General features: G+C 72.2%; 24 protein-coding genes. 10 read left to right on the top strand and 14 right to left on the bottom strand.

Features of this window, described 5'->3' with window-relative positions:
- The first annotated feature begins 88 nt into the window (after window positions 1-88).
- The gene (locus tag AB0K36_RS17865; RefSeq protein ID WP_364594889.1) at window positions 89-1420 is read left to right on the top strand and encodes a glycoside hydrolase family 26 protein; all 1332 of its coding nucleotides are present in this window, start codon (window positions 89-91) and stop codon (window positions 1418-1420) included.
- A gap of 88 nt (window positions 1421-1508) precedes the next feature.
- Here AB0K36_RS17865 and AB0K36_RS17860 read toward each other — a convergent pair whose 3' ends face one another.
- The 9 genes from AB0K36_RS17860 to AB0K36_RS17820 all read right to left on the bottom strand — a co-directional run bounded on the left by AB0K36_RS17860 (window position 1509) and on the right by AB0K36_RS17820 (window position 12241).
- Window positions 1509-2663, bottom strand: coding sequence for a GNAT family N-acetyltransferase (locus tag AB0K36_RS17860; protein ID WP_364594886.1), 1155 nt, complete (start codon window positions 2661-2663; stop codon window positions 1509-1511).
- Window positions 2660-3325 (bottom strand): YveK family protein, encoded by a 666-nt coding sequence (locus AB0K36_RS17855; RefSeq protein WP_364594883.1) that lies wholly within the window; start codon window positions 3323-3325, stop codon window positions 2660-2662. Before AB0K36_RS17855 ends, AB0K36_RS17860 begins: the two co-directional genes overlap by 4 nt.
- A complete protein-coding gene (locus tag AB0K36_RS17850; protein WP_364594880.1) occupies window positions 3322-4479 on the bottom strand; it encodes a glycosyltransferase in 1158 nt (385 codons plus the stop codon). Before AB0K36_RS17850 ends, AB0K36_RS17855 begins: the two co-directional genes overlap by 4 nt.
- The gene (locus AB0K36_RS17845) at window positions 4476-5246 is read right to left on the bottom strand and encodes a polysaccharide deacetylase family protein (RefSeq protein ID WP_364594877.1); all 771 of its coding nucleotides are present in this window, start codon (window positions 5244-5246) and stop codon (window positions 4476-4478) included. The genes AB0K36_RS17850 and AB0K36_RS17845 overlap by 4 nt, the downstream gene beginning before the upstream one ends.
- Window positions 5236-6921 carry a murein biosynthesis integral membrane protein MurJ gene (gene murJ, locus AB0K36_RS17840; protein ID WP_435877885.1) on the bottom strand — a complete coding sequence of 562 codons (1686 nt, stop codon included), beginning with the start codon at window positions 6919-6921 and terminating at the stop codon, window positions 5236-5238. The genes AB0K36_RS17845 and murJ overlap by 11 nt, the downstream gene beginning before the upstream one ends.
- Before the next feature lie 197 nt (window positions 6922-7118).
- A complete protein-coding gene (locus AB0K36_RS17835; RefSeq protein WP_364594871.1) occupies window positions 7119-8435 on the bottom strand; it encodes an O-antigen ligase family protein in 1317 nt (438 codons plus the stop codon).
- A 1-nt stretch (window position 8436) separates the two neighbouring features.
- Window positions 8437-9921 carry an exopolysaccharide biosynthesis polyprenyl glycosylphosphotransferase gene (locus AB0K36_RS17830; RefSeq protein ID WP_364594868.1) on the bottom strand — a complete coding sequence of 495 codons (1485 nt, stop codon included), beginning with the start codon at window positions 9919-9921 and terminating at the stop codon, window positions 8437-8439.
- Window positions 9918-11099, bottom strand: coding sequence for a glycosyltransferase (locus AB0K36_RS17825; protein WP_435877883.1), 1182 nt, complete (start codon window positions 11097-11099; stop codon window positions 9918-9920). Before AB0K36_RS17825 ends, AB0K36_RS17830 begins: the two co-directional genes overlap by 4 nt.
- 41 nt (window positions 11100-11140) lie before the next feature.
- On the bottom strand, window positions 11141-12241 hold the full coding sequence (locus AB0K36_RS17820; RefSeq protein WP_364594863.1) for a DUF3344 domain-containing protein: 1101 nt from the start codon (window positions 12239-12241) through the stop codon (window positions 11141-11143).
- 352 nt (window positions 12242-12593) lie between these two features.
- Between AB0K36_RS17820 and AB0K36_RS17815 the strand changes: the two genes are divergently transcribed.
- The gene (locus AB0K36_RS17815) at window positions 12594-12887 is read left to right on the top strand and encodes a hypothetical protein (RefSeq protein WP_364594860.1); all 294 of its coding nucleotides are present in this window, start codon (window positions 12594-12596) and stop codon (window positions 12885-12887) included.
- 203 nt (window positions 12888-13090) lie between these two features.
- Window positions 13091-13501, top strand: a complete 411-nt coding sequence (locus AB0K36_RS17810) for a rodlin (RefSeq protein ID WP_364594857.1) — start codon at window positions 13091-13093, stop codon at window positions 13499-13501.
- Between the two features lie 68 nt (window positions 13502-13569).
- On the opposite strand, the gene AB0K36_RS17805 is transcribed toward AB0K36_RS17810, so the two are convergent.
- On the bottom strand, window positions 13570-14211 hold the full coding sequence (locus AB0K36_RS17805) for a vitamin K epoxide reductase family protein (RefSeq protein WP_364594854.1): 642 nt from the start codon (window positions 14209-14211) through the stop codon (window positions 13570-13572).
- A gap of 158 nt (window positions 14212-14369) precedes the next feature.
- Here AB0K36_RS17805 and AB0K36_RS17800 point away from each other — a divergent pair, with 158 nt between their 5' ends.
- Together AB0K36_RS17800 and AB0K36_RS17795 are read left to right on the top strand one after the other, a co-directional pair.
- Window positions 14370-14780 (top strand): rodlin, encoded by a 411-nt coding sequence (locus AB0K36_RS17800; RefSeq protein WP_364594851.1) that lies wholly within the window; start codon window positions 14370-14372, stop codon window positions 14778-14780.
- Window positions 14781-15069: 289 nt separating this feature from the next.
- Window positions 15070-15303: a chaplin gene (locus tag AB0K36_RS17795; protein WP_364594848.1), complete on the top strand. Its 234-nt coding sequence runs from the start codon at window positions 15070-15072 to the stop codon at window positions 15301-15303.
- Between the two features lie 48 nt (window positions 15304-15351).
- On the opposite strand, the gene AB0K36_RS17790 is transcribed toward AB0K36_RS17795, so the two are convergent.
- On the bottom strand, window positions 15352-16221 hold the full coding sequence (locus tag AB0K36_RS17790; RefSeq protein ID WP_364594845.1) for a putative protein N(5)-glutamine methyltransferase: 870 nt from the start codon (window positions 16219-16221) through the stop codon (window positions 15352-15354).
- A gap of 360 nt (window positions 16222-16581) precedes the next feature.
- Between AB0K36_RS17790 and AB0K36_RS17785 the strand changes: the two genes are divergently transcribed.
- Both AB0K36_RS17785 and AB0K36_RS17780 read left to right on the top strand, forming a co-directional pair.
- Window positions 16582-17793: a pyridoxal phosphate-dependent aminotransferase gene (locus AB0K36_RS17785; protein ID WP_005312781.1), complete on the top strand. Its 1212-nt coding sequence runs from the start codon at window positions 16582-16584 to the stop codon at window positions 17791-17793.
- 92 nt (window positions 17794-17885) lie between these two features.
- Window positions 17886-18272 carry an SCO4983 family protein gene (locus AB0K36_RS17780; RefSeq protein ID WP_364594841.1) on the top strand — a complete coding sequence of 129 codons (387 nt, stop codon included), beginning with the start codon at window positions 17886-17888 and terminating at the stop codon, window positions 18270-18272.
- A 150-nt stretch (window positions 18273-18422) separates the two neighbouring features.
- On the opposite strand, the gene AB0K36_RS17775 is transcribed toward AB0K36_RS17780, so the two are convergent.
- Both AB0K36_RS17775 and AB0K36_RS17770 read right to left on the bottom strand, forming a co-directional pair.
- Window positions 18423-20159: an Ig-like domain repeat protein gene (locus AB0K36_RS17775; RefSeq protein ID WP_364594838.1), complete on the bottom strand. Its 1737-nt coding sequence runs from the start codon at window positions 20157-20159 to the stop codon at window positions 18423-18425.
- Window positions 20160-20378: 219 nt separating this feature from the next.
- Window positions 20379-22199, bottom strand: coding sequence for a phosphoenolpyruvate carboxykinase (GTP) (locus tag AB0K36_RS17770; RefSeq protein WP_364594835.1), 1821 nt, complete (start codon window positions 22197-22199; stop codon window positions 20379-20381).
- A gap of 207 nt (window positions 22200-22406) precedes the next feature.
- Here AB0K36_RS17770 and trhA point away from each other — a divergent pair, with 207 nt between their 5' ends.
- From trhA to AB0K36_RS17755, 3 genes are all read left to right on the top strand, one after another.
- Complete coding sequence (gene trhA / locus AB0K36_RS17765; RefSeq protein ID WP_364594832.1) at window positions 22407-23084, top strand: PAQR family membrane homeostasis protein TrhA; 678 nt, start codon at window positions 22407-22409, stop codon at window positions 23082-23084.
- Between the two features lie 140 nt (window positions 23085-23224).
- Window positions 23225-24688, top strand: a complete 1464-nt coding sequence (locus AB0K36_RS17760) for an MFS transporter (protein WP_364594983.1) — start codon at window positions 23225-23227, stop codon at window positions 24686-24688.
- Between the two features lie 5 nt (window positions 24689-24693).
- A complete protein-coding gene (locus tag AB0K36_RS17755) occupies window positions 24694-25317 on the top strand; it encodes a TetR/AcrR family transcriptional regulator (RefSeq protein WP_435877882.1) in 624 nt (207 codons plus the stop codon).
- A gap of 6 nt (window positions 25318-25323) precedes the next feature.
- Here AB0K36_RS17755 and AB0K36_RS17750 read toward each other — a convergent pair whose 3' ends face one another.
- The gene (locus AB0K36_RS17750; RefSeq protein ID WP_364594980.1) at window positions 25324-26340 is read right to left on the bottom strand and encodes a chitinase; all 1017 of its coding nucleotides are present in this window, start codon (window positions 26338-26340) and stop codon (window positions 25324-25326) included.
- Window positions 26341-26421 lie beyond the last annotated feature (81 nt).

The raw sequence follows: 26421 nt of genomic DNA, 5'->3' as shown, positions 1-26421 counted from the left end.
CTACCGACTCCTCTTCGGGCAGCCCGTTCGTACGACTTTCTGCCTACGGTCGTTGCATCCCGGTACGGGCCCCACAGAGGAGGAATTCATGCCACAGAGGCGCCGTCTCATCCGCACGGGCATCGGAACGGTCACCGCCGGTCTTCTCGTCTCCAGCGCTGTTTCCGGAATATCGACCGCGGGTGCGGCCCCCCGCGCGAACGACGGTCCTGATTCTCCGGAGAAGCCACCGGTGGCCGTGGGGGCCTATCTCCACTACGGTCCGCCCGGTGTCGAGCGCATGGCCGAACTGTCCCGTTGGCTCGGCGGGCGGGAGTTGAAGGTCGCTCACACGTACCTCCCGGGCGACCGCTGGGCCAACATCGAGGGCCGGCCGGAGTTCCTGCGTCCGTGGGCCGACTGGCGGCGCGGCGCCGAGGACCGGATGTTCGTCCTCAACGTCCCGATGCTGGAGCGCAACGAGGCGCGGCTGCCGGACTTCGCGGTCAAGGCGCTGCTGACCGCCGGGGCACAGGGCAGCTTCGACAAGCACTTCCGCACCCTCGCGGCCCGGCTGGTCGAGTCGGGTGTCCCGGACACGGTGATCGTCCTCGGCTGGGAGATGAACGGCACGACGTACACACACCGTTGTGCGCCGGACCCCGAGGCGTGGAAGGCGTACTGGAACCGCATCGTCACGGCCATGCGTTCCGTCCCCGGGCAGAAGTTCCGATTCGACTTCGCTCCGAATCGCGGTCAGGACGCCATTCCCTGGACCGAGTGCTACCCCGGTGACGACGTGGTCGACATCATCGGAATGGACTCGTACGACCAGCCTCCGGGCGGGACGTTCGACGAACAGGTGAATGCTCCGTACGGATTGCGGAAGCAGGTCGAGTTCGCCGCGGCGCACAACAAGGCGATCTCGTATCCGGAGTGGGGGCTTTTCCGGAACGGCGACAATCCCGAGTACATGCGCCGCATGCTCGAATGGATCGACCGTCACAAGCCGCTCTACCAGACGATCACAGACTACTGCCCGCACGGGGTGTGGCAGTGCGAAGACAATCCGCAGTCCTCGAAAGTGTTCCGCTCGAAGTTGTTTGCGAAGCCCGGTCCCGCGGAGCCCGTGCCCGCCGACCCCGGCCCGGTCGAACCCGTCCCTGCCGAGCCGGTGCCTGTCGAGCCCGGTCCCGTCGGGCCGGATCCCACCGGGCCCGGGCCGCTGGAGCCGCCCGCCGAACCGTCACCGCCGCAGCCCGCACCGCCGGACGGCACGGACCCCGGCGTGCCGCTCCCCTCGCCGCTGCCGGACGACATCGTGATGAACCCCGTCGACTGGTGCGTCCCCATGGACCTCGGGGACTGGGTCGCACAGTGGGTGGGAGACCGGCAGTTCTGTGTCGAATTCCCGTGGCCGGACGGACAGCCGGGTTTCTGACAGCGGAAGCCGGCGGCGGTGCGGCCGGGGCATTCGCGCCCCGGCACGCCGCGGCCCCCGGGACGTGCGGGCGGCGGCCCGAGGCGTGTCAGCGCCTCGCGGCGGCCGCCCGCCGGCTGCCCAGCCGGTCGCGCCACTCGCGTGCGGCGGGCAGCCGCTCGCGCACCGCACCGGCGGCCCGGTCGCGCAGCCGGGCGCGTGTCTCGTGCAGCCGCAGCAGCGGCTCCAGCGCGGCCGGGGCGAGCAGCAGCCGCTGGTTGGTGACGGTCTCCGGCCGCCAGTGCGCCTTGTACGGCTCCGCCCCCCGCAGCAGGCTGAGTACGCCCCGCCCGTCGTCGGCGGCCTGCCGCGCGTCGTGGCGCAGCAGCATGGTCGCCACGTCGGCCTTCCGGTCCCGCAGCGCGGGGTCCGCCCCGTACAGATAGCCGCCCGCCATGCTCCCCGAGCGCAGGGTGAGCGCGGCCGCGACGACCTCGCCCTCCATCCGGAACTCCGTCAGGACGGCCTCGCCGCGGCGGACCATCGCCCGCGTGGCGCGCACCAGATGGGCGGCGAACCGGGGTCTGAGGTGCTCCGGGTTGACGGCGCGGCCCCGCCACTGGAGTTCGTGCAGCCGCAGCAAGTGCGCGACGGCCTCCGCGACTTCCGCCTCGGGCACGGGGTGGGCCTCGATCTTCAGCGCGTCGATCTTGCGCAGTTTGGCGCGCACACGCTGCGCCCTGGCACTCGTCATGCGCTTGGCGAGCTCCTCGACGGGAGCGGCCGGGAGCTCCATGCAGACCGAGTCGTCGAGCCGGGCGCGGGCGCCCTTCCAGCTCTCGTAGAGCCGCTCCGCCGCCGCGCCGGGACGCACCTCGCGCAGGTCGATCAGCGCATGGCGTGCCGCCCTGTGCAGGCCCCGCTCCAGCGCCCCCACCGCTGCCCGGACGTCGCCGCCGTCGACCAGTACGTCGCAGTGGTCGGAGATCACGCCGCCCATCGGCACGAGCAGCGGCATGGGGCCGTGCGTGAGCGTCAGCGGTGCGGCGCCGATCAGCCGGCCGTCGCGGCGGACGAGCACGACGCGCAGCCGGCCGCTCGTGCCGTAGGAACGCCACCAGGAATGGAGCCAGGCATGGCTCTGGAAGGGGGTGGCGGTGGGGCAGTCGTCGTGCAGCCGGTTCCACTCCGGTGCCAGTGCGGCGAAGGCCTCCGGGTCGCGGCACAGGGTGACGGAGATCAGCCGCCCGCCGCCGGGGGTCACACCCGCTCCCGTTCGCCCGCCGGTTCGGCGCGGTGCGCGGGGGCGGGCACACCCGCGGTGGTGACGACGGCCCTGCGGCGCGGTCCCACGAGCAGCGCCAGCCCGCCGAGCAGTCCTCCCGCGCAGCCGCCGACCGCGGTGGCGACGGGCAGCGACGGGGAGACGGACTCGTCAGGGGATACGGCCTGCGAGAAGAGGGTCAGGGAGACGCCGGTGTTCTTGGACACCTGATTGCTGCTCACGAACACGGCGTCGGCGACCGCGTTGGCGATGTCGGCGGCCCGGTCCGGATCGGTGGACGTGCCGGTGATCGCGATCATCGGCGAGTCGGGGGACGTCTCCGTCTCCACCCGGTCGCGCAGTTCGCCCGCCGGCACGCCGGCCGCGACACGCGCGTACGCCAGGGTCGAGTCGCTGGTCGCGATCCGCCCGTAGGCCTGGGCGAAGCCGAGCGCCGCGGCGGGGTCGGAGCCCTTGGCGGCCACGGCGACGACATAGCTGGTGGAGGCGTACTCGGGTGCTTTGAGCAGGCCGTAGGAGGCACCGCAGGCCGTGCCGAGCAGGGCGCAGACCGGCAGGGGCCACCAGACGGGCAGGGTGATCTTCGCGAGGCGGCGGAACCGGCCGCGGGCGGCGGGCTCCTGCTCGGGCGTCTCGGTCATGGGAGTGCTCTCCGGGTCGGGTCGGGATGGAAGTGCTCCGGCCGGGCGCGGTCCGGCCGGGCGGTGTCCAGGGCGTGCGCGTACACGTCCATCAGGAGGCTGCTGCCCCGTGCGATGTCGTAGCGGCCGACCGCGCGGGGCGGCGGCAGCCGGCAGGGGCCCGCGGTCGTGCGGGCCCGCAGCGCTTCCGCGAGCTGACGGACGCCGCCGTCGCGCAGCCGGGTGGCGCCCGGTGCGTCGGCCTGCGGAAGGTCGTCGACGGCGGGGCAGGTGCTGTGCAGTACCGGCAGCCCGGCGGCGAGGGCCTCGACCACGGCGAGCCCGAACGCCTCTTCGCGGGAGGCCGACACGAACAGGTCCACGGCGGACAGCAGCGCGGCGACGCCGTCGGCGTCGCACTCGCCGAGCAGCCGGATCCGGTCGGCGGCCCGGAGCCGTACGGCGAGGGCGTGCAGCGCGTCCCGCTCCGGACCGTCGCCGGCGAGCAGCAGCCGGACGTCGGGCAGCGCGGCGACCGCCTCGATCAGGACGTCGAAGCGTTTGCCGGGAACGAGCCGGCCCACGCCGCCGACCACATAGGCGTCGGCGGGGACGCCGAGCCGCCTCCGGGTGGCGCGCCGCCCGGAGGCGTCGAAACGGAAGCGGGCCGCGTCGATTCCGTTGGGCACGACGTGGATGCGGGGGCCGGGGACGCCCCAGTCGCGGAGCCGGCCCGCCACGGTCGGGGACACGGCGACGGTGGCGGCGCCGAGGCGTTCGGTGGTGAGGTACAGCGCGCGGGTGCCCCGCGTGAGCGGCCGGCCCTCGATCTCCTGGCCGCCCAGGGAGTGTTCGGTGGCGACGGCGGCCCGCACCCCGGCCAGCCGGGCGGCGATCCGCCCGTAGACGCAGGCCCGGTACAGGTGTGTGTGCACGAGGTCGTAACGGCCACGCCGGACGAGCCCGGCCAGTCGCGGCAGGGCCGTGAGATCCGTGTTGCTCCGCATGCCGAGGTGGGTGACCGACACCCCGTCCGCGCGCAGCCCGTCGGCGACCGGACCGGGATTGGTCAGGGTCACGACGTCGCACTCGGCGGGGAGATGGCGCAGCAGCAGCCGCAGTTGCTGTTCCGCGCCGCCGACGCCGAGACCGGTGATGATGTGCAGGACCCTCATCCGGCACCGCCGAGGCGCGCCGGGCCGAGCGCCGGACGGTGGCGTGCCCGGTGCCGCAGCCGCTTCGCCCACAGCCGGGTGCCGCGGTCGGCCTGGCTGATGTGCGTGCGGGGCAGGGCGTACGGGCCGGCCGCCGCGCCGGGGGCGATGGCGCAGGCGTACGTGTAGCCCGCGCGGCGCACGGCGTCGGCGGCGCGCCGGTCGAAGATGCCGTACGGGTAGCAGAACCCGGCCGGGGCCGTGCCGGTGAGTTCGTGGAGCAGTTCGCGGCTGCGGGCGGTCTCCTCGAGGAGTACGTCGTCCGGGCAGCCCGCCAGCCGGCGGTGGAACAGACCGTGCGAGGCGATCTCGGTGCCCGCGTCCGCGGCGGCCCTGATCTGCCGGCCGGTGAGCAGCGGCCGGCGCGGACCCTCGGGGTCCCACTCGTTGGTGCCGCCGAGCCGGCCGGGCAGTACGAACACGGTGGCCGTGCAGTCGTGCCTGGCCAGGAGCGGCAGCGCCGTCTCGACGAAGTCCGCGTACCCGTCGTCGAAGGTGAGGCCGACGAGGCCGGCGGCGTCGCCCGCGCTGTGGGCGCGCAGCAGGTCGGCCACCCCGACCCCGCGCAGGCCGCGGTCGCGCAGCCAGCGCAGGTGGAGTTCGAGACGGTCGGGCGCGACGGCGATGCCGTACGGGTCGTTGGTGGGGTCGCCCACGGCGTGGTACATCAGGATCCACGGCCGGGCGAGGGCCGGGGCGGCGGGTGGCGCCGCGGTGTCAGTGGTCATGAAGCAGCCTCCGTCGGGCGAGTCCCAGCAGGTGTACGGCTTCGGGGGCGCGCAGGGCGCGGGCGGTGAGCAGGAAGACGGCGGGCAGCAGCAGACAGCCGACGGCGAGACTCCGCAGCGGGCCGCCGGTCAGCGGCGCGGCGAAGAGGCCGGCCGCCGTGGCGGCGGCCGCGGCCACCGTGAGCCGTCCGATACGGACGCCGACCGAGCGCACCCGGATGGCGACCCCCCGGGATCCGAGGCCGCACAACAGCAGCAGCGCGGTGGTGCTGATGCCGGCGGCGTTGGCGGCCGCGATGCCGTTCACGCCGAAGGCGCCGACGGTGACGGCACCGGCGGCGACGGTGACGGCGAGCCCCGCGGCCATCGCGGCGGCCGGGAACCAGGTGGGCCGGCCGGAGGAGAAGAACGGCCGGCCGAGCGCGCCGACGAGGCAGTGGCCGAGGAGGCCGGCGGCGTACACGCGCATGACGGTGGCGGTGGTTTCGGTGTCCTGCGCGTCGAACGCGCCGCGTTGGAAGAGCACTTCGATGATCTGGGGCGCGTACCCGATCACCATCGAGGTGCCGAGCAGCACCGTCGCGCCGGCCATGGCGAGGTCCTGCTCGACGCGGCGGCGGGCGCGGTCGCGGTCGCCCTCCGCCATGGCCTTGGCGACGACGGGGAACGTCACCGTGCACACCATCAGCGACAGCACCATCGGCATCTGCGCGACCTTCTGCGCGTAGTTGAGATGGGAGATCGCCCCGGCGGGGAGCGGCGCGGCGAGGAAGCGTTCGACGAGGACCTGGGACTGTCGGCTGACGGCGAAGAGCACGACGGGGGCGAGGACGGCGGCGCCGAGGAGGGGCGCCTTGGACCGGGGGCGGCGCACCAGGGGCCGCAGGGTCACACGGCGGGCGAAGGCGGGCAGTTGCACGGCCACCATGAGCAGGCTGCCGACGGCGACACCGGCCGCGGCGGCGCGGACGCCCCACACGGAGTGCAGGGCGAGCGTCGTGGCGATGATGCCGGCGTTGTAGGCGACGTAGACGCTCGCCGGGCGGAGGAAGCTGCCGTGGGCGCGCAGGGCGGCGCTGAGGTATCCGGTGACGCCGAAGGTGAGGACGGTCAGCGCGGTCATCCGGGTGCAGTCGACGGCGAGCCCCGGGTCGCCGAAGCCCGGCGCGAGCACCCGCACGACGAGCGGCGCGCCGATGAGCAGCAGGGCGGCGGCACAGGTCAGCAGGGCGAACAGCCGCGGGAAGGTGGCGGAGACCAGTTCCCCCACGGGATCGGCGATCCGGCGGCCGGCGGCCCGCCGGGCGAGGGCATGGCTGAACGCGGGCACCAGCAGCAGTGCCATCGCGTCCTCGATGAGGAGCGTGGACGCCATCTCGGGGACGGTCCAGGCGATGAGGAAGGCGTCGCTCTCCACGCCGGCCCCGAAGTAGTGCGCGATGGTCTGGTCCCGCACCAGCCCGAGCACGGCCCCTGCCGCGGTGAGCCCGGCAGTGACCGCGGCGGCCCGGACGAGGAACCGCCCGAGCGCGGGCGGTGTGCCGCGCCCCGCGCCGCCCGTCCGCCCGCCCCCGCGGGCGTGCCGCCCCCGCGCCGGTGCGGCGGCCCGGGAGAACGGCCCGGTAGCCGTGCCGAGGCCCCGCCGTGCCGGTCTCCCGCGCGGCTCCCCGGCCACGACGGGCCGCTGCTCGCCGCCTTCGTGGGGAGGTCCGCCGTCGGCGGCGCCGTGAGGGATCCCGCCCCGGCTCACCCGTTCCTGGGCAAGGGCAGGCGCGGCTCCGGCGGCGGCCGCCGGCGGTGTCGCGTGGCGGCCCGGAGCCAGGGACGCGCCTCCCGGGGGGCGACGGCCGGCGGCCGGGCGCGGGTCGTCGGTCACGCGCGCCTCGTTCCGCCGAGCGCCCACCAGGCGGCCAGGCCCAGCAGCACGCCCGTGAGGGCCGTCGACGGGCCGCCGATGTCCGCGTAGAGGAAGTCGACGGTCTGCCAGAGCATCAGGCCCACCGCCGTCAGCCCGCAGTCCGCGGCCCGCCCGCGCGGTCCGCCGGCGAGCCGGCGCAGGCCGAGGACGAGGACGGCGGCGAGGCTGCCGGCGAACGCGGTCAGCCCGATCAGGCCCTGCTCGCCGAGGACGAGCAGGTACATGTTGTGCGGCGACAGCAGCGGCTGCTTCTCGAACTCCCTGCCCGCACCGGCGATGTCGCTGCCGGCGGACAGGCCGATCGACGCATGACCGTCGCGGTGTGCCGGGAAGCCCTTCAGCCCGACCCCCGCCGCCGGCTCGTCGCGCCACATCCCGGCCGCCGCCGCCCACATCGCGTACCGGTCGCCGACCGACCGGTCCGGCGCGTCGGTGACACGGGTGATGCTGCTGACGCGCTCGGAGATCATCTGGGAGCCGATGCCGAGGCCCCCGACGAGTACGACGCCGAGCGCGGCCACCGCCGAGAGGACCCGCAGCGCCTGCCGCGGTCCGCAGAGCGCGACCACGGCGAAGGCGGCGATCACCGTGGCGATCCACGCGCCCCTGCTGAACGACAGGGCGAGCGGCACGACGAGCACGGCCGCGGCTGTGAACGCGCACGGCCTCAGCCAGGTTGGCGCGTCGGCCGGGGGGCGCAGGGCGAGGGCGAGCGCCGAGAGGAGCCCGTACGACACGACGGTCGCCATCCCCATGACGTCCGTCGGCCCGAAGGTGCCCACGGCCCGGATGTCCTCGCCCATGTAGGAGGCGCCGGTGCCGGTCGCGAACTGGTAGGTGCCCACGGCGCCCTGGACGAGCGCCAGGACGACCAGGGCGCCGGCGACGATCCGGAAGTCACGCGCGTCCTTCACGAGCAGCACGACGGCCAGCGGTACGAGGACGAAGACCTGGAGGTAGCGCACGAACCCGGGCAGCGCGGCGTGCGGTTGGGCCGCGGTCACCGTCGCGACCGCGAAGCCGACGACGGGCAGGCCGAACACGACGGCGGCGGCGGGCGTCAGTGGCCGGGAGCGGCGGTGCAGGATCTGCGCCGCGCACCACACCACCAGCACACCGGAGGCGATGTCCGCCGGGCTCACCGTGCCCGCCCCGCCGCCGACCGCCGGGAGCGGTGCCGCCGGCAGCAGCACGGTCGCGACCAGGGGCAGCAGGCGGAGGAAGGGCGGTGTGCGCCTGTGCCGCACGGCGGTCCAGGTGACGGCTGTCATATCAGCTGCCTCCCAGCCTCAGCACGGAGGCGGCGGTGCGGACGAGGATGCAGACGTCCTGCCACAGCGACCAGGTGTCGATGTAGTGGTTGTCGAAGCGGGCGCGTTCCTCGATGGACGTGTCGCCGCGCAGGCCGTGGATCTGCGCGAGCCCGGTGATGCCGGCGGGCATCCGGTGCCGCGCCTGGTAGCCGGGATGGACATGGCTGAACCTGGCGACGAAGTAGGGGCGTTCCGGCCGGGGGCCGACGAGGCTCATGTCGCCCCGCAGCACGTTCCACAGCTGCGGCAGTTCGTCGAGGGAGGTGCGGCGCAGCAGGCTGCCGACGACGCTCATCCGCCGGTCGGCGGCCACGCTCCAGCGGGTGGCGGACTCGTGCTCGTCGACGGGGCTGATGGTGCGGAACTTGAGCAGCACGAACGGCCGTCCGTCCAGGCCGATCCGCTCCTGCCGGAAGATGACTCCGGGCCCGTCGAAGAGACGGACGGCGAGCGCGCAGACGGCCAGCACGGGCGCTGCCACGACGAGGGCGACGGCGGCGAGGCACACGTCCATGGCCCGCTTCCCCGCGAGGGCGGACGGCCGGCGCGCCGCGTCCAGCGGTCTGACGGGGAATCCCCACAGGTGGTCCCCGCCCGGTGCCCCGCGAGGCGTGCCGTGCTCCGCGGGCGTGCCGTCGACGAGCCACACCCGGCAGCCGTGCCGGGCGAACAGGCGGAGCAGCGCCGCGCTCTCCGGGCCGGTCCCGGGCGGCCGGGTGAAGACGGCGTGGCCGACGGCGTTCTGGATGACCGCGCGGCTGACCTCCGCCGGTCCGACCAGGACGGGCAGGGCCGTCTGGACCGGCCCGCCCAGCTCGTCGGGATCGACCTGCCCCACGGGCCGCATCCCGTACTCGGGGTGCGCGTAGAGCGTCGCGGTGACCTGCTGGGCGACCGGCCCTCGGCCGACGACGAGCGCGGACCGCGGCCTGCGCGCGGCCGACCGACGGCGCGCGTGGTGGACGGCCGCCCTGCCGGCGCAGGCGAGCAGCGCCTGGCCGCCGGCGGCGAGGGCCGGTGCGGCCAGCATGACCCCGTAGTGGGCGTCCCGGGCGGCGAAGGCGGCGGTGAGGGCGTACCACTGGAGCGTCGCGAGCCCGAGGAGCGCCGGCAGTTCGGCGAGCGCGGACGGCGACAGCCTGTGCCGGTAGAGGCCGCGCCAGGTGTGCAGCACGCCCTGGAGCAGCAGGAGCGGTACGGCCGAGGCGGCAGGCCAGGGAGCCGTGGGCCACAGCAGGGCCGGTGCGAGGGCCAGGGTGACGACGGCGGCGGTGGCGTCGGCCAGGAGCAGCGCGGTCGGACGTTCACGGCGGGCGGACAGGCGGTGCGAACGGACGGGTGGACGGCGGGCCGCCGTGCGGCGCGGCGCGTGGACCGAGGGCGCCGGGCGGCGGGCGGCCGTCGCCCGGGCGCTGTGAGGAGCGGGGGCACTCTCCGTCGTCATCGTTCGCTGCGCTCCCTCGTCAAGGGCCGGTGCGGGCTCAGTAGTTCCTGGTACAGGCGCATGACGGCAGCTGCCGTCGTGCGCACGTCGGACGTGGCCCGTGTGTGCTCCTCGGCCCGGCGGCCCAGGTCCTGACGGAGCGCGGGACCGGTCAGCAGCCGGGCCAGCGCCGCGGCGAGCGCGGGCGGGTCCTCCGGCGGAACCAGCGCGTGCGGCTCCTGGCCGGGCGGCAGGCTCTCCCTGGCGCCTCCGACGTCGGTGACCACGACGGGCAGCCCGCAGGCCATCGCCTCCAGCGGGGCGAGCGCCATGCCCTCCCAGCGCGAGGGCAGTACGGCCACGTCCGCGGCGTGCAGCCACGGCCGGATGTCGGCGCGGTCGCCGGCGAAGAGCACCCCCGGCGGGGCGCCCCGTCGCAGCGCCTCCCGGTCCGGCCCGTCGCCGACCAGGACGAGCCGGGCGCCGGGGACCGCGCGGGCCACCTCGGTCCAGGCCCGCAGCAGCACGTCCTGTCCCTTCTGCCGGCACAAGCGGCCCACGCAGACGACGAGGGGCGTCGGCGCGGGCATACGGTTCAGCTCCGGCAGCAGGGCGCGGGCCGCCTCTCGGCCGCCGCGGCCGCGAGGGGTGAAGTACGTCAGGTCGATGCCGTTGCGGATCACCGCCCAGCGGGCACGGATGCCCGCCGCTTCGCCCGCGCGGCGCTCGCTCTCGCTGACGCAGAGGGTGCGGGTGCTCCAGCGCGTGCCGTGGCGCTCCCATGTCAGGGCGAGTTCGGCGCTGCGCCCCCGTACCGCGTCGAACGACCAGGCGTGCGGCTGGAAGACCGTCGGTACCCGGCCGCGTACGGCGAGCCGCCCGGCGAGCCCGGCCTTGGCGCTGTGCGCGTGCACGATGTGCGGTGCGCCGGCCCGGATCAGCCGGGTGACGGCCCGTACTTCGCCCGCGAGCCGTGGACCCGGCTCCCGCCCGGCGGGCCACGGACGCACCTGCGCGCCGGCCTGTGCCGCCAGGTGGGGAAGCTGCCCTTGCGGGGGGCAGGCGACGACGGTCCGGATGCCCTCGCGGACCTGTGCCCTGACCAGGTCGGTGACGACCCGTGCGACTCCCCCCTCCACCGGCTGAACCAGGTGGAACACCGTCATTCGGCTTTTCTCAGTCCAGTTTCTTTGCAGCACGTGCGGCCTTCTTCGAACGCGGTGGACTGTGGGTGCGTGAATCAGCGGCGCGCGTCGGCCTGCACGAAGAGAGCGCCGAGGAAATGCCCGTTGTCTTCGGCGCCGAAGCGGAACGTCAGCGAATTCGCGCCGTCCGTCAGGGCGGGCCGGATGTCGAAAACGTCGGAGTCGTACCCGAGCGTGTTGACGTGGGCGGGCCGCCGTCCGGTCACCGTGGTGCCGAAATCGGCGATGGTCGAATTCATGCCGTCGTCGGCCGGATTCGCGCGGTCTTCGATCAGAAGCGGTCTCCCGTCGTCGGCCCGCACGCTCACCGAGTCGCCGCGCGCGCCGCGGTCGCCGTCGTAGGCGACGAGCCCGGCACGTCCGGCGGAGCGTGGCCCGATCCGCAGGCCGGTCAGTGTCACGGAGTGCTGCGCGCGGCCGGGGCGGACGCTCTCGAAGCCGTCCCACAGGACGAGTTCGCGCAGGGGTTCGGTGTCCTTCTCGTAGGCCACGACCATGGTCCAGCCGCCCCAGGCGCCTGCCTCCGAGTGGCCCATCGCCACGTTGACCTGGGCGACGGTCCAGTAGCCGGTGCCGCTGCCGCGCACCAGGGGCGTGATGTCGGCGGACGCCTGGTACGAGTCGCTGCCGTCCGCGTCACGGTGTGCGATCCGGGTGTCGGCCAGCACCTCCTTGTACTCACCGCCCGGTTCGGCGATCAGGACACGGCCGTTGTCCTTCGGGGGTTTCTGTTCACCGACGCGGAGGTTCCCGCCCCAGTACAGGCGGGCGTAACGCACGCGGGAGTCCGCCGGCAGGGCGAGGCGGGCCCGGCTCGAGTTGTACGTGTTGGGGTCGTCGTCGAGGTCGACGTAGAACATGTCGTAGTCGCCGTTGGCTCCCTGCGCACCCCGCTGGAGGGACGAACAGGGCGCGGCCGACGTGCTTTTGGGACTACGGCAGGTGATGGCGGAGTTCGCGGCGCGGACGATCCCGCCGTGGTGGACCGCGTGGTAACGCGGCGTGAAGGGGATGCCGGACGCTTCCGGCGGCGTGGGGGCCGGGGCCGCCGCGGCCATGAGCGGAGCGGCCGAGAACGCCGTGCAGAGCAGTGCTCCCAGGACGCCTCGCGCAGCGAAGCCCGGCGACTCCGGCATGGGTGGCTCTCCATTTTCGATCAAGTCGACAAAACAGGAGTGCACTTTGTCAGAAAGCTAGTTGGAAATCACGCCGGACGCGCACGTACGGCCATTTGGCTGCCATTTCATTCGCCTTACATACGGGCCTGTCACACATGACGGCAGGTCGTCGACGGCGCGAACGGAGCCATTCCAACGAGTGATCCGGCAAAACCGTTTCGCCGTTCGGTCGTTGAGAGGAACCGCGTGCGGGCGGGGACACGTCGCGCCGGACGCGGGAGAAAGGCCGGGATGCGGGGTTTCCCGTACGTCCGCGGCTCGTTACCCCTGTCGACGGCGGAGAACCCGCCGGGGAAAGGGATTCGAAAAGATGAAGTACTCGAAGGCAGCCGCGATCATCGCCGGTTCCGTGGCGGCACTGGGGGCGGCCTCTCCCGCCTTCGCCGCCGGTTCGGCGGGCATGCCGCCCATGAGCCTCAACGGCGGTGTCGCCGAGCTGGTGACCTCGCTCCCGGACATGGAGACGGTCGAGGGCTCCACGGTGAGCGAGGTCGCGGGCAGCGCGACCGAGCTCAACAACGTCAAGGGCGACGCCCCGGGGCAGGTGCTCAAGACGGCCGGCTCGCTGACGCCCATGCTGGGCGGCGTCTCACTGGGCGGCTGACCGGGCAGGACGGTTCCGCGGCCACCGGGACGGCCCCGCCGCGACGCGCGGCGGGCCGTCCCCGTCGGCATGTCTTCGGCCCGCGCGCGGAACGGCACCCGGCCGACAGGGCCGTTGGAGTGAATCGCAAGAACCAAACGCTTCGGCTCCTGGTTGTCCAGTGCGCTCCATCGGCGGGCACCCAAGCGACAGAAGGACAGAAAATGCTGAAGAAGGTTACGGCTACGGCAGCGCTGGCGCTCTCCGTGGCGGCCGCCGGCGCATCCATGGCGCCGCAGGCGATGGCCCTCGGCAACGACGGCGGAACCAACTCGCTGAGCGGCAACGGCGCCACCCAGAGCTACGGCAACGCCTCCACGGAGGGCGACATGAGCCCTCAGATGAGCCTCGTCCAGGGCTCGCTCAACAAGCCCTGCGTCGGCCTGCCGCTCAAGGCGAACGTCGGCTCCCTGATCGGCCTCGTCCCGATCGCCGTCCAGGACATCCCGATCCTGTCGGCCCCGCAGAACCAGCAGTGCGTCGAGAACTCCACCCAGGCCAAGGGTGACGAGCCGCTGTCGCACCTCCTCAACGACATCCCGGTCCTGTCCGGCAACGGCTCGGCCGTCGACTAGTCGCCCCGCACGACGAAGGACCCCGGCGGCCAGCGGGCCGCCGGGGTCCTTCGTCGTCGCACACCGCTTCAGGACGTCCAGAAGTCCCACCAGCGGGTCAGGATCAGCATGCCGACCACACCGGTGTGCAGGACCGGCGGCACCCAGCCGAACTCGTCGAGGAAGCCGCGCAGCCAGGCGGGCGCGGGCAGCAGCCGGTGGCGGACGTTGTGCGCGGTCACGGACCAGAACATGAAGATCGTGGCCACCCAGGCCAGGGAGCACCACAGGCACAGCGCGTTGATCTCGTACAGCGACTGGTACTGCAGCCAGGTGCAGAAGCCGACACCGAAACCGCAGCCGGCGTTCAGCCCCAGCCAGTACGCCCGCCCGAAACGGGCACCGGCCAGCAGCGCCATGCCGACGCCGATCACCACGGAGTACGTCGCCAGGCCCAGCATCGGGTTGGGGAAGCCGAAGACGGTCGCCTGGTCGCTCTCCATGACGCTGCCGCAGGACACCACCGGGTTGAGACTGCAGCCCGGGGTGAAGGCCGGGTCCTCGGCGAGCTTGATCTTGTCGATCGTGATGACCCACGCCGCCAGCAGCCCGGCCGCGCCCGTGATCACGAGCAGCCAGGCGAGGGCCCGGCCGCCGCCGACGCCCTCCTTGACGGCCCGCCGCCGTCCCTTCTCCTCGGCGGACACGGGCCCGGTCGCCAAAATTGTCATATTGAATTCACCGATCGGATAGCTTGCAGGGCCGCCAATTGTGCACCAGTCCCGATCCACATTGCGGCATTCGGGTGAACACCCGGAACCAAACGGCGCCGAAGCAGTTGATCAGCTTGCTCCTCGTTCGAGCGTTCATAGCGAAAAGGGACAAGTAAGTGATCAAGAAGATTCTGACGACGGCCATGGTCACGGCTTCCATGGCGGGTGCCGGCGCAATGATGGCCCCGCAGGCTCTGGCCCTCGGCAACGACGGGGGCACCAACTCGGCGAGCGGCAACTTCGCCTCGCAGGACTACGGCAACTCCTCCACCCACGGCGACATGAGCCCCCAGATGAGCCTCATCCAGGGCTCGCTCAACAAGCCCTGCATCGGCCTGCCGGCCAAGGCCAACGTGGGCTCCCTCATCGGCCTGGTCCCGATCGCCGTCCAGGACGTGCCGATCCTGTCGGCGCCGCAGAACCAGCAGTGCGTCGAGAACTCCACCCAGGCCAAGGGTGACGAGCCGCTGTCGCACATCCTCAGCGACATCCCGGTCCTGTCCGGCAACGGCTCGGCCGTCGACTAGTCGCACCTTCCCCCGGTACGCCCCCGAGCGCGACACGCGCCCGGGGGCGTCGCCTTGCCCCGGAACAAATGAGCGGCCGTATCACGGAATTCGAGAGCGAAATCCGGAACACGGTTCGAAGAATGAATCATGAGGCATACGAGTGACTTTTCCAATCACCGGCCTCGGAGTTGCTTCCGCGCGGGAAACAAATCGTTACTAGTTCTGCGGTGACGCACGCCTGCACCGAATCCGGCAGCGTGGCGCGAAGGTCGTGGCCACGCATGGTGTCACTGCTGAGAGGATCGAAATGAAGCACATGAAGGCTGCAGCAGTCGTCGCGGGCATCATCATGGCTCTGGGCAGCGCGGCGCCCGCCATGGCCGACTCGGGTGCCGACGGCGTCGTCGCCGGCTCCCCGGGCGTGATCTCCGGGAACCTCGTCCAGATCCCGATCCACGCCCCGATCAACGCCTGCGGGAACGCGATCAGCGTGATCGGTCTGCTGAACCCGGCCGGCGGCAACGGCTGCGCCAACGTCTGACACTTCGGGTCGGCGCCGACCGCGCCGACCGGCAGGGCCCCGGGTGCGTCATCGCCCCGGGGCCCCGCCATGCCGGCCGCCGGGCCGGCCGGCCCGGGCGCCGTCCGCGCCGTCGTGGTGACGCGGCCGTGTCCCGATGACGACGGTGGCGTCCAGATCGGCGCAGACGGCCACCTCCGTCTCGAGTCCGTGGCGGGTGAAGGCGGCCACGGTGGCGGGCGCCTGCCGCTCGCTGGTCTCGATGAGCAGGGACCCGCCGGGTGCCAGCCACCGGCCGGCCCGCGCGGTCACCCGGCGCTGGATGTCGAGCCCGTCGGCGCCGCCGTCGAGAGCGACCAGGGGCTCGAAGTCGCGGGCCTCGGACGGTAGCAGCCCGATCTCGCCGGTGGGTACGTACGGGGCGTTGGCGATGAGCACGTCGACCCGGCCGGCCAGCGCGGCCGGCAGCGGGTCGTAGAGGTCCCCCTCATGAACCCGGCCGCCGACGGGCTCGACGTTGCGCCGGGCGCACCGTACGGCGGCGGGCTCGATGTCGGCGGCGTGCAGCTCACCGGCGCCGGCGGCGCGCAGCACCGCCGCCCCCAGCGCTCCGGAACCGCAGCACAGGTCGACGACGACGGGGCGGGGCGGGGCCAGGGCGATGGCACGTGCGACGAGGAACTCACTGCGGCGACGGGGCACGAAGACCCCTGGGTCGACGGCCACGCGTACGCCGCAGAACTCGGCCCAGCCGAGCACGTGCTCCAGCGGGAGACCGACGACGCGCCGCTCGACCATGGCGGCGAGTTCGTGGTGGTCGCGGGCCGCGGAGATCAACAGATCCGCCTCGTCCTCGGCGAAGACGCAGCCGGCGGAGCGGAGCGCGGAGACGACGGACGAGACGGAGGAAGGGGACGGGTACAGCTCGGGGACCGACATGAAAGCCTTTCGGGGGCACCGGCGGGGGCGCCCTCGCGGTCACCTGTGCCCGGTGGACCGTACGGCTGTGGGAGAGAGCGCCCAGACTGCTCCTGCGGGAATGGGTCTCACCTCCTCGGTCGTGGCACCGCTCCCGGATCGCCGGGAGCCTGCTCGGGCGAGTCACCCTACCGGAAGGTGACGAGGACAACACCCATGCCGCCCACTGCCGGTTTCACAGGCGTCCGGCCTTCCTCGCCCCGGTTTCGAAGGGGCCGCGACCGTGCCACCCGGCGGGCAGCAAAGCAGACATTCACGCCGTGCACCCGGTGGCCCATAAACACGGAGCGATCAGGGTGGTCCGCCCGTAAGCTCACAGACATGCAGGTGATCCAGTCCACGAAGCTCGCAAACGTCTGTTACGAAATCCGGGGCCCGGTCCTCGAGGAGGCAATGCGGCTCGAGGCGGCAGGTCATCGCATCCTCAAGCTGAACACCGGCAACCCGGCCGCCTTCGGGTTCGAGTGCCCGCCGGAGATCCTCGAGGACATCCTCCGCAACCTCAGCACCGCCCATGGTTACGGCGACGCGAAGGGGCTGCTGTCCGCGCGGCGGGCGGTGATGCAGCACTACCAGACCAAGGGCATCGAGCTCGGCGTCGAGGACATCTATCTGGGCAACGGTGTCTCCGAGCTGATCCAGATGTCGATGCAGGCGCTGCTCGACGACGGCGACGAGGTACTCGTACCGGCGCCCGACTACCCGCTGTGGACGGCGTCGGTGTCGCTGTCCGGCGGCACGGCCGTGCACTACCGGTGCGACGAGCAGTCCGACTGGATGCCCGACCTCGCGGACATCGAGCGCAAGATCACCGACCGCACCAAGGCGATCGTGATCATCAACCCGAACAACCCGACGGGCGCCGTCTACGACGACGAGATGCTGCGCAGCCTCACCGAGATCGCCCGGCGCCACAACCTGGTGGTCTGCTCCGACGAGATCTACGACCGGATCCTCTACGACGGCGCCACCCACACGCCCACGGCCGCCCTCGCCCCGGACCTGATGGTGCTCACCTTCAACGGGCTGTCCAAGAACTACCGGGTGGCCGGGTACCGGGCGGGCTGGATGGCGGTCTGCGGCCCCAAGGCGCACGCGTCCTCGTACATCGAGGGTCTGACGATCCTCGCCAACATGCGGCTGTGCGCCAACATGCCCTCGCAGCACGCGGTGGCCACGGCGCTCGGCGGACGGCAGTCGATCGAGGAGCTGGTGCTGCCGGGCGGACGGATCCTGGAGCAGCGGGACGTCGCGTACGACCTGCTGACGCAGATCCCGGGGGTGACCTGTGTGAAGCCGAAGGGGGCGCTCTATCTGTTCCCCCGGCTCGACCCCAAGGTCTACAAGATCAAGGACGACCGGCAGATGGTGCTGGACCTGCTGCGGGCCGAGAAGATCATGGTCGTCCACGGCACGGGCTTCAACTGGCCGGAGCCGGACCACTTCCGGATCGTGACCCTGCCGACGGCGAAGGACCTGGCGGACGCCGTGACCCGGATCGGCACGTTCCTGGACGGATACGGGCAGCCGTAGGGCTTCCCGGCGACGGGACTCCCGAAGCGACTCAACTTTAGACTCGATCCAATGTAGGATGGTCTCCTGACTGTGAGCAGGAGGCCATCCCCATGTACGAGCCGATCCGCACCAAGTCGGTCCACTCGATGGCCGACGAGGCGCAGTACCCCCACCGCAGCCGCGAGGAAGAGCTGGACATCCAGCTGGCAGGTCACCTCGCCGCGCTCCTCGCCGTGACCGACGAACTCGGCCTCGACCAGGCGGCGGACGCCATCGCCGAGCAGGTCTCGAGGCTCCGTGGCGCGCCGCCGGCCCGCCACGCGGGCCTCAGCGGCGCCGACCCCGCCGATCTGCACCGGCGCGCTCTCGCGCTCGCCGGCCGCGCCCTCGTCGTCGCCGCGTCGCGCGCCGACACAGCCGCCGCGATCCTGTCCGCCGAGCGGATGGACGCGCATACCGCCGCACTCAAGGACCAGCAGCTGGTGGGCGCCCCCTGACGGGCCCGGTCCTCCTCCCGCATCCTTCGCGCGGGAGGTGCCCCCGGCCGGGGAGGCCGCGGACCGGGTGCCACCCGGCGCCTGAGCCCCGGATCCCGCCGGACATGCCGTGCCCCGGGGCTCCGGGGTACGGCACACGTATGTCCGGGCTCAGCGCGTGACGAACACCGTCGCCGACGCCTCGCTGCCGGTGTGCAGGTCGTCGCCTCCGTACGACACCGTGTACGTCACGTCGCGCCGTGCGCGCGGCACGTCCTTGACCGTGAAGGTGCCGTCCGCCGCGACCGGCACCGACGACAGGGTGCCCGTGCCCAGCCGGTCCGTGCGCTCGACCGCGAGGGTGGCGCCGGCCGGGAGCGCCCGCCCCTGGGCCGTCAGCTTGCCGGTGATCGTGACCCCTGCGCTCATCGACGCCTCCGCCGGGGCGGTGAGGGAGACCGACGTCGCGGCCTTCGCCACGTCGATCGTGACCGAGACGTCCTCGGCCGGCCGGTGGGTCATGTCGCCGAGGAAGGAGACCGTGTAGGTCGTGCTGCCGACGGCGTCGGGCACGTCCAGCACCGTGAAGGTCCCGTCCGCCGCCACCTCGGCCTCGGCGAGCTTGCGGGTGCCGTCGGCCGTGGTGCGTACGGCGCCGACCCTGACGGGCTCGGCCGGCGCGGTGCCGTCGAGCTCGAGGCGGCCGCGGATGCCGACCGGTTCGCCGACGACGGCCTGTCCCGGGGTGTGGGTCAGCGCACCGGAGAAGCGGGAGTCGTACTGGGCGGCCGGCGGCTGCACGATGTGGAGCCAGAAGGCGTTGCCGTACGCGTTGGTGGTGACGGCGAACAGCCGGGAACCGTCCTTCGACCACTCCAGACCGCGCGGCACGATCCGGTTGCCGTCGAGGTCGCCCTCGTAGGCGAACTCCATGGCCGTCGTGCCGTTCGCCGGGTCGGCCGGCTGGATCAGCAGGTCGGCGGTGCTGCCCGCGGCCGAGGCGCCGCGCGCCACGAACTTCCCGTCGCCGCTGAAGGCGACGGCCGACGCGGTCGCGCCCGTGGGCAGCGGCTGGTAGCCGGTGCCGGCGTCGCTCAGGTCCCCGGAGTTCAGCAGCCGGGTGCCGTACGCGGCGTCGGCGACCGCGAGGCGCGTGCCGTCCGCGCTGACGGCGATGTCCTTCAGCTCCAGTGCTCCCTTGCCCTCCGCGTCCGCGAAACGGCGGGCGTCGCCACGCACCGGCGAGTCGCCGGAGGTGTCGAACGAGGTGAGGAACGGGTCGGGCGCCACCGGCCCCTTGGCCTGGCCCATGAACAGCCGGTCCGCCGCCCCGTCGCCGGTCGCCAGCAGCAGCCTGCCCGCGGCGTTCCAGTCGGTGCGTGTGTGCACCCCGCCCACCACCGAGTCCAGGTCGGTCCGGTTCTGGTCGCAGTAGGAGTCGTTGGAGGCCGGGGTGGTGGTGTGCCAGCGCTTGGTTCCGGTGACCGCGAGCTCCCGGCCGCAGTAGTCCTGGTAGGCGGCGGTACGGCCGGTCTCCTGAAGGGTCAGGGTGTCGTAGGCGAAGACGCCCTCGCGCTGGCCCACGTACAGGGTGGTCGCGTCCTCGCTCAGCGCGAGACCGGAGGCGCGGGTCACGGTGCTGAACGAACCGACCCGGTGGCCCTCGAAGTCGTAGGCGACCACCACGCCCCCGTACAGGGCGGCTGTCGACTTGTCGGAGATGAAGACGCGCTGGTTCCGCGAGTCGACCACCATGTCGGAGAACGAGGAGACCGGCAGCTTGGCGACCACGTCGGACGCCTCGCTCGCGTGCGCGGCGGGCGCCGCGAGGACCATGCCGCTGCCGCTGACGACCGCGGCCGCCACCATGGCGGCGATGCGTCGTCGGGTGTGCTGAAACGTGCTCAACTATGCCCCCCACAGGCTCAGTTCATCGTTGAACGTGAAGATCCCATGGAACATGTGAGCGAGGCGTGGGCACAAGACGCCGCGCCGCCGGACATCAAAGGTTTCGGCCCCCGGAGCCTGAGGGGGCTCCGGGGGCCGTTCACACGTGACGGGTCGTTCGTGACCCCCACTGGTCAGGGCGGATGTCGGGGCGCCCCGCCACGCGGCCTGCGGGGTGGCTCAGCCGAGGCGGGCCACCAGTGCGCGGTACTCGTCCCACAGCTCCTTGGGCGTGTGGTCACCGAAGGTGTTGAGGTGCTCGGGAACCAGAGCCGCCTCCTCGCGCCAGACCTCGGTGTCGACCTTGAGCAGGAACTCGAGGTCCTCCTCCGGCAGATCCAGGCCCTCGGTGTCGAGCGCGTCACGCGTCGGCAGGATGCCGATCGGCGTCTCCACACCCTCGGCCTTGCCCTCGAGGCGCTCCACGATCCACTTCAGCACGCGGCTGTTCTCGCCGAAGCCGGGCCAGACGAACTTGCCGGCGTCGTTCTTGCGGAACCAGTTCACGTAGTAGATCTTCGGCAGCTTGGAGGCGTCCGCGTCGGCGCCGACCTTGAGCCAGTGGGCCATGTAGTCGCCCATGTTGTAGCCGCAGAACGGCAGCATGGCGAACGGGTCGCGGCGCAGCTCGCCGACCTTGCCCTCGGCGGCGGCGGTCTTCTCGGAGGCGACGTTCGCGCCCAGGAAGACGCCGTGCTGCCAGTTGAAGGACTCGGTCACCAGCGGGACCGCGGAGGCGCGGCGGCCACCGAAGAGGATCGCCGAGATCGGCACACCCTTCGGGTCCTCCCACTCCGGCGCGGCGATCGGGCACTGCGAGGCCGGGACGGTGAAGCGGGCGTTGGGGTGGGCGGCCGGGGTCGCGGAACCGGGCGTCCAGTCGTTGCCCTTCCAGTCCGTGAGGTGGGCCGGGGGCTCCTCGGTCATGCCCTCCCACCACACGTCGCCGTCGTCGGTGAGCGCGACGTTGGTGAAGACGGCGTTGCCCCAGAGCGTCTTCATGGCGTTGGCGTTGGTGTGCTCACCGGTGCCGGGCGCGACGCCGAAGAAGCCCGCCTCGGGGTTGATCGCGTAGAGGCGGCCGTCCTCGCCGAAGCGCATCCAGGCGATGTCGTCGCCGATGGTCTCGACCGTCCAGCCGGAGATCGTGGGCTCCAGCATGGCGAGGTTGGTCTTGCCGCAGGCGGACGGGAACGCGGCGGCCACGTACTTGGACTCGCCCTGCGGCGGGGTGAGCTTGAGGATCAGCATGTGCTCGGCGAGCCAGCCCTCGTCGCGGGCCATGACGGACGCGATGCGCAGCGCGTAGCACTTCTTTCCGAGCAGGGCGTTGCCGCCGTAGCCGGAGCCGTAGGACCAGATCTCACGGGTCTCGGGGAAGTGCGAGATGTACTTGGTGGAGTTGCACGGCCACGGGACGTCGGCCTCGCCCTCCGCCAGGGGCGCGCCCAGCGTGTGGACGGCCTTGACGAAGAAGCCGTCGGTGCCGAGCTCGTCGAGGACGGCCTGCCCCATGCGGGTCATGGTGCGCATGGACACGGCGACGTACGCGGAGTCGGTGATCTCGACGCCGATCGCGGACAGCGGCGAGCCGAGCGGGCCCATGCAGAAGGGCACGACGTACATCGTGCGGCCCTTCATCGAGCCGCGGAAGATGCCCTTCTCACCGGCGAAGATGTCCTTCATCTCCGCGGGCGCCTTCCAGTGGTTCGTCGGGCCGGCGTCCTCCTCCTTCTCGGAGCAGATGAAGGTGCGGTCCTCGACGCGGGCGACGTCGGAGGGGTCGGACGCGGCGTAGTAGGAGTTGGGGCGCTTGATCGGGTCCAGTTTCTTGAACGTGCCCTTGGCCACCAGCTCCTCGGCCAGCCGCTCGTACTCGGCCTCCGAGCCGTCGCACCAGACGATGTTGTCCGGCTGCGTGATAGCTGCGATCTCGTCGACCCAGGAAATGAGCTCCTGGTGATGGGTGGGGACGCTGGGAGCCGCGATGTCGCGCGCCACGATCGCTCCTAAGTGAGGGTTTGTTTGGTTTGTGCCCCGTGGGGGCCGCGACCCGGATGCTTCGTACCTACTTTTGGCTGGCGCTCATCCGGTGCCGACCGCACTCATCTGATCATCGATGCCGAATGCCCATATGTCCAGAGGCCCTCTCACGTGAGCATCGCCACTCGTCACTGTTACCTACGGTTGCGTAGGTAGCATTCGGGCATGACTGCAGCCATGCCCGACGTGACCGAGATGGACCCGCCCCCGGTGAAACCGAGGCTGCGCGGATGGCTGCACGCAGGGATGTTTCCCGCCGTGGTGATCGCGGGGATCGTCCTCACCGCACTGGCGGACTCGACCAAGGCCAAGATCGCCTGCGGCGTCTACGTGGTGACCGCATGCCTGCTCTTCGGCGTCAGCGCGCTCTACCACCGCGGCGACTGGGGCCCGCGCGCCACGGCCGTGCTGCGCAGGCTCGACCACGCCAACATCTTCCTGATCATCGCCGGCACCTACACGCCGCTCACGCTGCTCCTGCTTCCGCCGTCCACCGGGCGGGTGCTGCTGTGGGCGGTCTGGGCGGCGGCGGTGGCCGGGATCGCCTTCCGGGTGTTCTGGGTGGGCGCTCCGCGCTGGCTGTACACGCCCTGCTACATAGCGATGGGCTGGGCCGCGGTGTTCTTCCTCCCCGACTTCATGCGCGAGGGAGGCATCGCCGTGCTCGTGCTGGTGATCGTCGGCGGACTGCTCTACAGCGCGGGCGGCGTGATCTACGCGCTCAAGCGACCGAACCCGTCGCCGCGCTGGTTCGGCTTCCACGAGGTGTTCCACTCCCTCACGCTCGCCGCGTTCATCGTCCACTACGTGGGGATCTCCCTGGTGGCCTACCAGCACTCCTGAGCCCGGACGCCCGACGCGAGGACCCAACCACATATTGACGCTCACTTCTTTTTGAGAGTTACTGTCACTTGACACTCACTCTCCGAAGGAGGTGCGCCGTGTCCGCACCCGACCCCCGTCGCTGGTGGGCCCTGGCAGCGATGGTCGCGAGCCTGCTCGTCCTGGGCTTCGACATGACCATCCTGAACGTGGCCCTGCCCGCCATGGCGGAACAGCTCGGCGCCACCACGGGGCAGCAGCAGTGGATGGCGGACGGCTATGTCGTGGTCTTCGCCGCCCTGATGCTCCCCGCCGGGCTCCTCGGCGACCGGTTCGGCCGCCGGCGGATGCTCGTGACGGGCCTGGGCGTCTTCCTGGCCGGTTCACTCCTCGGCGCGCTGGCCGGCGACGTCGCCACCGTCATCGCCGCGCGCGCCGCCATGGGCGTCGGGGCCGCCTTCGTGATGCCGCTGAGCATGGCCGTCGTGCCGTCGCTGTTCGCCGGCCAGGAGCGGGCCAAGGCCGTCGGCATCGTCACCGCCGCCTCCGCGCTCGGACTGCCCCTCGGCCCGGTCGTCGGCGGCTGGCTGCTCGACCACTTCTGGTGGGGCTCCGTCTTCGTCGTCAACGTCCCGATGGTCGCGATCGGGATCACCGCCTGCCTGTTCCTGCTGCCGGAGACCCGCGACCCCTCGGCACCCCGGGTCGGCGTCCTGTCCACGGCGCTGACCGCCACCGGCCTCGGCGCGCTGATCTACGGGATCATCGAGGCGCCCGTCCGCGGCTGGACGGACCCGGCGGTCCTTTGCGCCCTCGCCGCCGCCGCGGTGCTGATCGCCGCCCTCGTCGTACGGGAGAGACGCGCCGCGCGCCCCATGCTCGACATGGCGCTCCTCGCCGACCGTCCGTTCCTGCTCAACACCCTGACCGTGACCCTGGCGATGTTCGTGCTCGCCGGGCTGATGTTCGTGCTGCCGCCGTATCTGCAGGCCGTCCTCGGGAACGACGCCTTCGGCACCGGGGTGCGGATGCTGCCGCTGATGGGCGGGCTGATCGTCGCCGCGAAGGGCAGCGCCCCGCTGGCCGGACGGTTCGGCGCCCGCGCCGTGATCACCGCCGGGCTCGTCGTCCTCGCCTTCGCCGGCTTCCTCGGCAGCCGCGTCACCCTGGAGAGCGGCTACGGCTTCACCGCGCTGTGGCTGTCGGTCGCCGGGCTCGGCTTCGGCTTCTCGATGGTGCCGGCGATGACGGCCGCCATCGACACATTGCCGCCGGACCGCGCGGGCTCCGGCTCCGGATTGCTGACGACCGTACGCCAGGTCGGCAGCGCGATCGGGATCGCGCTCATCGGGTCGCTGCTGGCGGCCGTCTACGAGAGCCGGCTGCCGGCCGGCGCGCCCGACGCGGCCGGTGACTCCGTGGTCGCCGCGCATCTGCTGGGCGACCCGGCGCTCACCGCGGCCGCGGACGCCGCGTACGCCAGGGGCATGGGTGTGGTGCTGCTGGTCTCCGGGATCGCCGCGCTGATCACGGCGCTCCTCGCGGCGGCCCTGCTGCCGAGGCCGGGGAGCACACCGGCCGCCGCCCCGGACGTGGCCGGGGCGGCGGCGGATGCCCGACAATGACGACCATGGCCGCCACCGCACCTCTCCCGTTCGAACAGCATCAGCCCCCGATGGGGCTGCGGGAGCGTAAGAAGCTCAAGACCCGTATCGCGATCCGCAAGGCCACGTACCGGCTGATCGCCGAGCAGGGGTACGAGGCGACCACGGTCGAGCAGATCGCGGCGGCGGCGGAGGTCTCCCCCTCCACGGTCTTCCGCTACTTCCCCACCAAGGAAGACATCGTCCTCACCGACGAGTACGACCCGGTCATGGAAGCGGTGCTGCGGGCCAGGCCGGCGGACGAACCGCCGCTCCAGTCCCTGCGGATCATCCTGACCGGCGCCGTCGCCTCGATCCTCGAGCACGAGCCCGAGGAGATGCAGATGCGCACCCGGCTCATGCTGGAGGTCCCCTCCCTGCGGGCCCGGATGACAGAGACGATGGCGGAGACCTCCCAGTTGCTCGCCCGCCCGATCGCCGACCGCGCGGGCCGGGAACCGGACGACCTGGAGGTACGGGTCTTCACCGCCGCCGTGATGGCCGCGCTGCGCGAGGCCCTGATCCACTGGGGCGAGCGCGGCCAGCAGGACGACCTGGTCGCTCTCGTGGACCGCACGCTGGACGTGCTCGAGGGCGGTCTGCCGCTCTGACGGCCCTCACCTCCCCTGGAGCGCCTTGACGTTGTCGCCGAACGTCCAGCCCTTGGAGCCGTCCCAGTTGGCCGACCAGGTCATCAGGCCCTTCAGCGCGCCGCTGTAGTGGTTCCAGGCCTGGGCCACCGCCGCGGGCGCCATGTGACCGCCGCCCGCGCCCGGTTGGGCGGGCAGACCGGGTACCTGCTTGTCGTACGGGACCCTGATCGTGGTGCCCTGGATCACCAGGCCCCTGGCGAGGCAGTCGGTCTGGGCGGTGAATCCGGCGACCGTCCCGGCCGCGTACGAGTCGCCGGAGCAGCCGTACATGCTGCCGTTGTAGTACTGCATGTTGAGCCACCAGAGGCGGCCGTTGTCGGCGTACTTCTTGATGACCGGCAGGTACGCGCCCCAGATAGAGCCGTAGACGACGCTGCCGCCGGTGACGTACGCCGTCTCCGGCGCCATCGTCAGGCCGAAGCCCGCGGGCATGCGTGCGAGGACGCCGTCGATGATGCGGATCAGGTTCGCCTGCGACGGCGACAACTGGTTGATGTTTCCGCTGCCGACGAGGCCGGTCTCGATGTCGATGTCGATCCCGTCGAAGTTGTACTTCTTCAGGATCGGCACGATCGTCTCGACGAACCGGTCGGCCACGGCGCCCGAGCTGAGGTCGATACCGGCCGTGGCACCGCCGATGGACATCAGGATCGTGGCCCCGGCCGCCTTGGCCGCGCACATCTCGGCGGGGGTGGCGACCTTGACCGTGCGGTCCATGCCGTCCTCCCACAGGACGGTGCCGTCCGAACGGATCACCGGGAAGGCGGCGTTGATGACGTTGTACCCGTGGGCGCGGAACCGCGGGTCGTCGATCGGGGCCCAGCCGAAGGGCGGATGGACGCCGTTGGCGGCGCCGTCCCAGTTCTCCCAGTAGCCCTGGAGGACCTTGCCGGTGGGCCTGGGCTTCAGTGGGCACGTTTCCTGCGCGGCGGCTGACGCCGTGGTCGTGACGCCGGTGAGGGCGGTCGTGGCGAGCAGCATCGCCGCACCGATGACCGGTAACCGTGTGAGCCGTGTGAACCGTGCGATCTGTGTGAACCGTGCGAACCGTCGGGTCGGCAT

Source organism: Streptomyces kurssanovii (genome assembly GCF_040677245.1).
Taxonomy (GTDB): Bacteria; Actinomycetota; Actinomycetes; order Streptomycetales; family Streptomycetaceae; genus Streptomyces; species Streptomyces kurssanovii.
The sequence above is the reverse complement of the archived record's forward strand: the minus strand, read 5'-3'. Positions and strand labels throughout refer to the sequence as shown.

Coding starts and splice junctions, on each gene's coding strand:
- AB0K36_RS17845 (WP_364594877.1), bottom strand. CDS start 5,246: ATGACCACTGACACCGCGGCGCCACCCGCCGCCCCGGCCCTCGCCCGG.
- trhA (WP_364594832.1), top strand. CDS start 22,407: ATGACTGCAGCCATGCCCGACGTGACCGAGATGGACCCGCCCCCGGTG.
- AB0K36_RS17790 (WP_364594845.1), bottom strand. CDS start 16,221: ATGTCGGTCCCCGAGCTGTACCCGTCCCCTTCCTCCGTCTCGTCCGTC.
- AB0K36_RS17795 (WP_364594848.1), top strand. CDS start 15,070: ATGAAGCACATGAAGGCTGCAGCAGTCGTCGCGGGCATCATCATGGCT.
- AB0K36_RS17830 (WP_364594868.1), bottom strand. CDS start 9,921: ATGACGACGGAGAGTGCCCCCGCTCCTCACAGCGCCCGGGCGACGGCC.
- AB0K36_RS17815 (WP_364594860.1), top strand. CDS start 12,594: ATGAAGTACTCGAAGGCAGCCGCGATCATCGCCGGTTCCGTGGCGGCA.
- AB0K36_RS17855 (WP_364594883.1), bottom strand. CDS start 3,325: ATGACCGAGACGCCCGAGCAGGAGCCCGCCGCCCGCGGCCGGTTCCGC.
- AB0K36_RS17780 (WP_364594841.1), top strand. CDS start 17,886: ATGTACGAGCCGATCCGCACCAAGTCGGTCCACTCGATGGCCGACGAG.
- AB0K36_RS17785 (WP_005312781.1), top strand. CDS start 16,582: ATGCAGGTGATCCAGTCCACGAAGCTCGCAAACGTCTGTTACGAAATC.
- AB0K36_RS17810 (WP_364594857.1), top strand. CDS start 13,091: ATGCTGAAGAAGGTTACGGCTACGGCAGCGCTGGCGCTCTCCGTGGCG.
- AB0K36_RS17755 (WP_435877882.1), top strand. CDS start 24,694: ATGGCCGCCACCGCACCTCTCCCGTTCGAACAGCATCAGCCCCCGATG.
- AB0K36_RS17820 (WP_364594863.1), bottom strand. CDS start 12,241: ATGCCGGAGTCGCCGGGCTTCGCTGCGCGAGGCGTCCTGGGAGCACTG.
- AB0K36_RS17850 (WP_364594880.1), bottom strand. CDS start 4,479: ATGAGGGTCCTGCACATCATCACCGGTCTCGGCGTCGGCGGCGCGGAA.
- AB0K36_RS17835 (WP_364594871.1), bottom strand. CDS start 8,435: ATGACAGCCGTCACCTGGACCGCCGTGCGGCACAGGCGCACACCGCCC.
- AB0K36_RS17805 (WP_364594854.1), bottom strand. CDS start 14,211: ATGACAATTTTGGCGACCGGGCCCGTGTCCGCCGAGGAGAAGGGACGG.
- AB0K36_RS17760 (WP_364594983.1), top strand. CDS start 23,225: ATGGTCGCGAGCCTGCTCGTCCTGGGCTTCGACATGACCATCCTGAAC.
- AB0K36_RS17750 (WP_364594980.1), bottom strand. CDS start 26,340: ATGCTGCTCGCCACGACCGCCCTCACCGGCGTCACGACCACGGCGTCA.
- AB0K36_RS17865 (WP_364594889.1), top strand. CDS start 89: ATGCCACAGAGGCGCCGTCTCATCCGCACGGGCATCGGAACGGTCACC.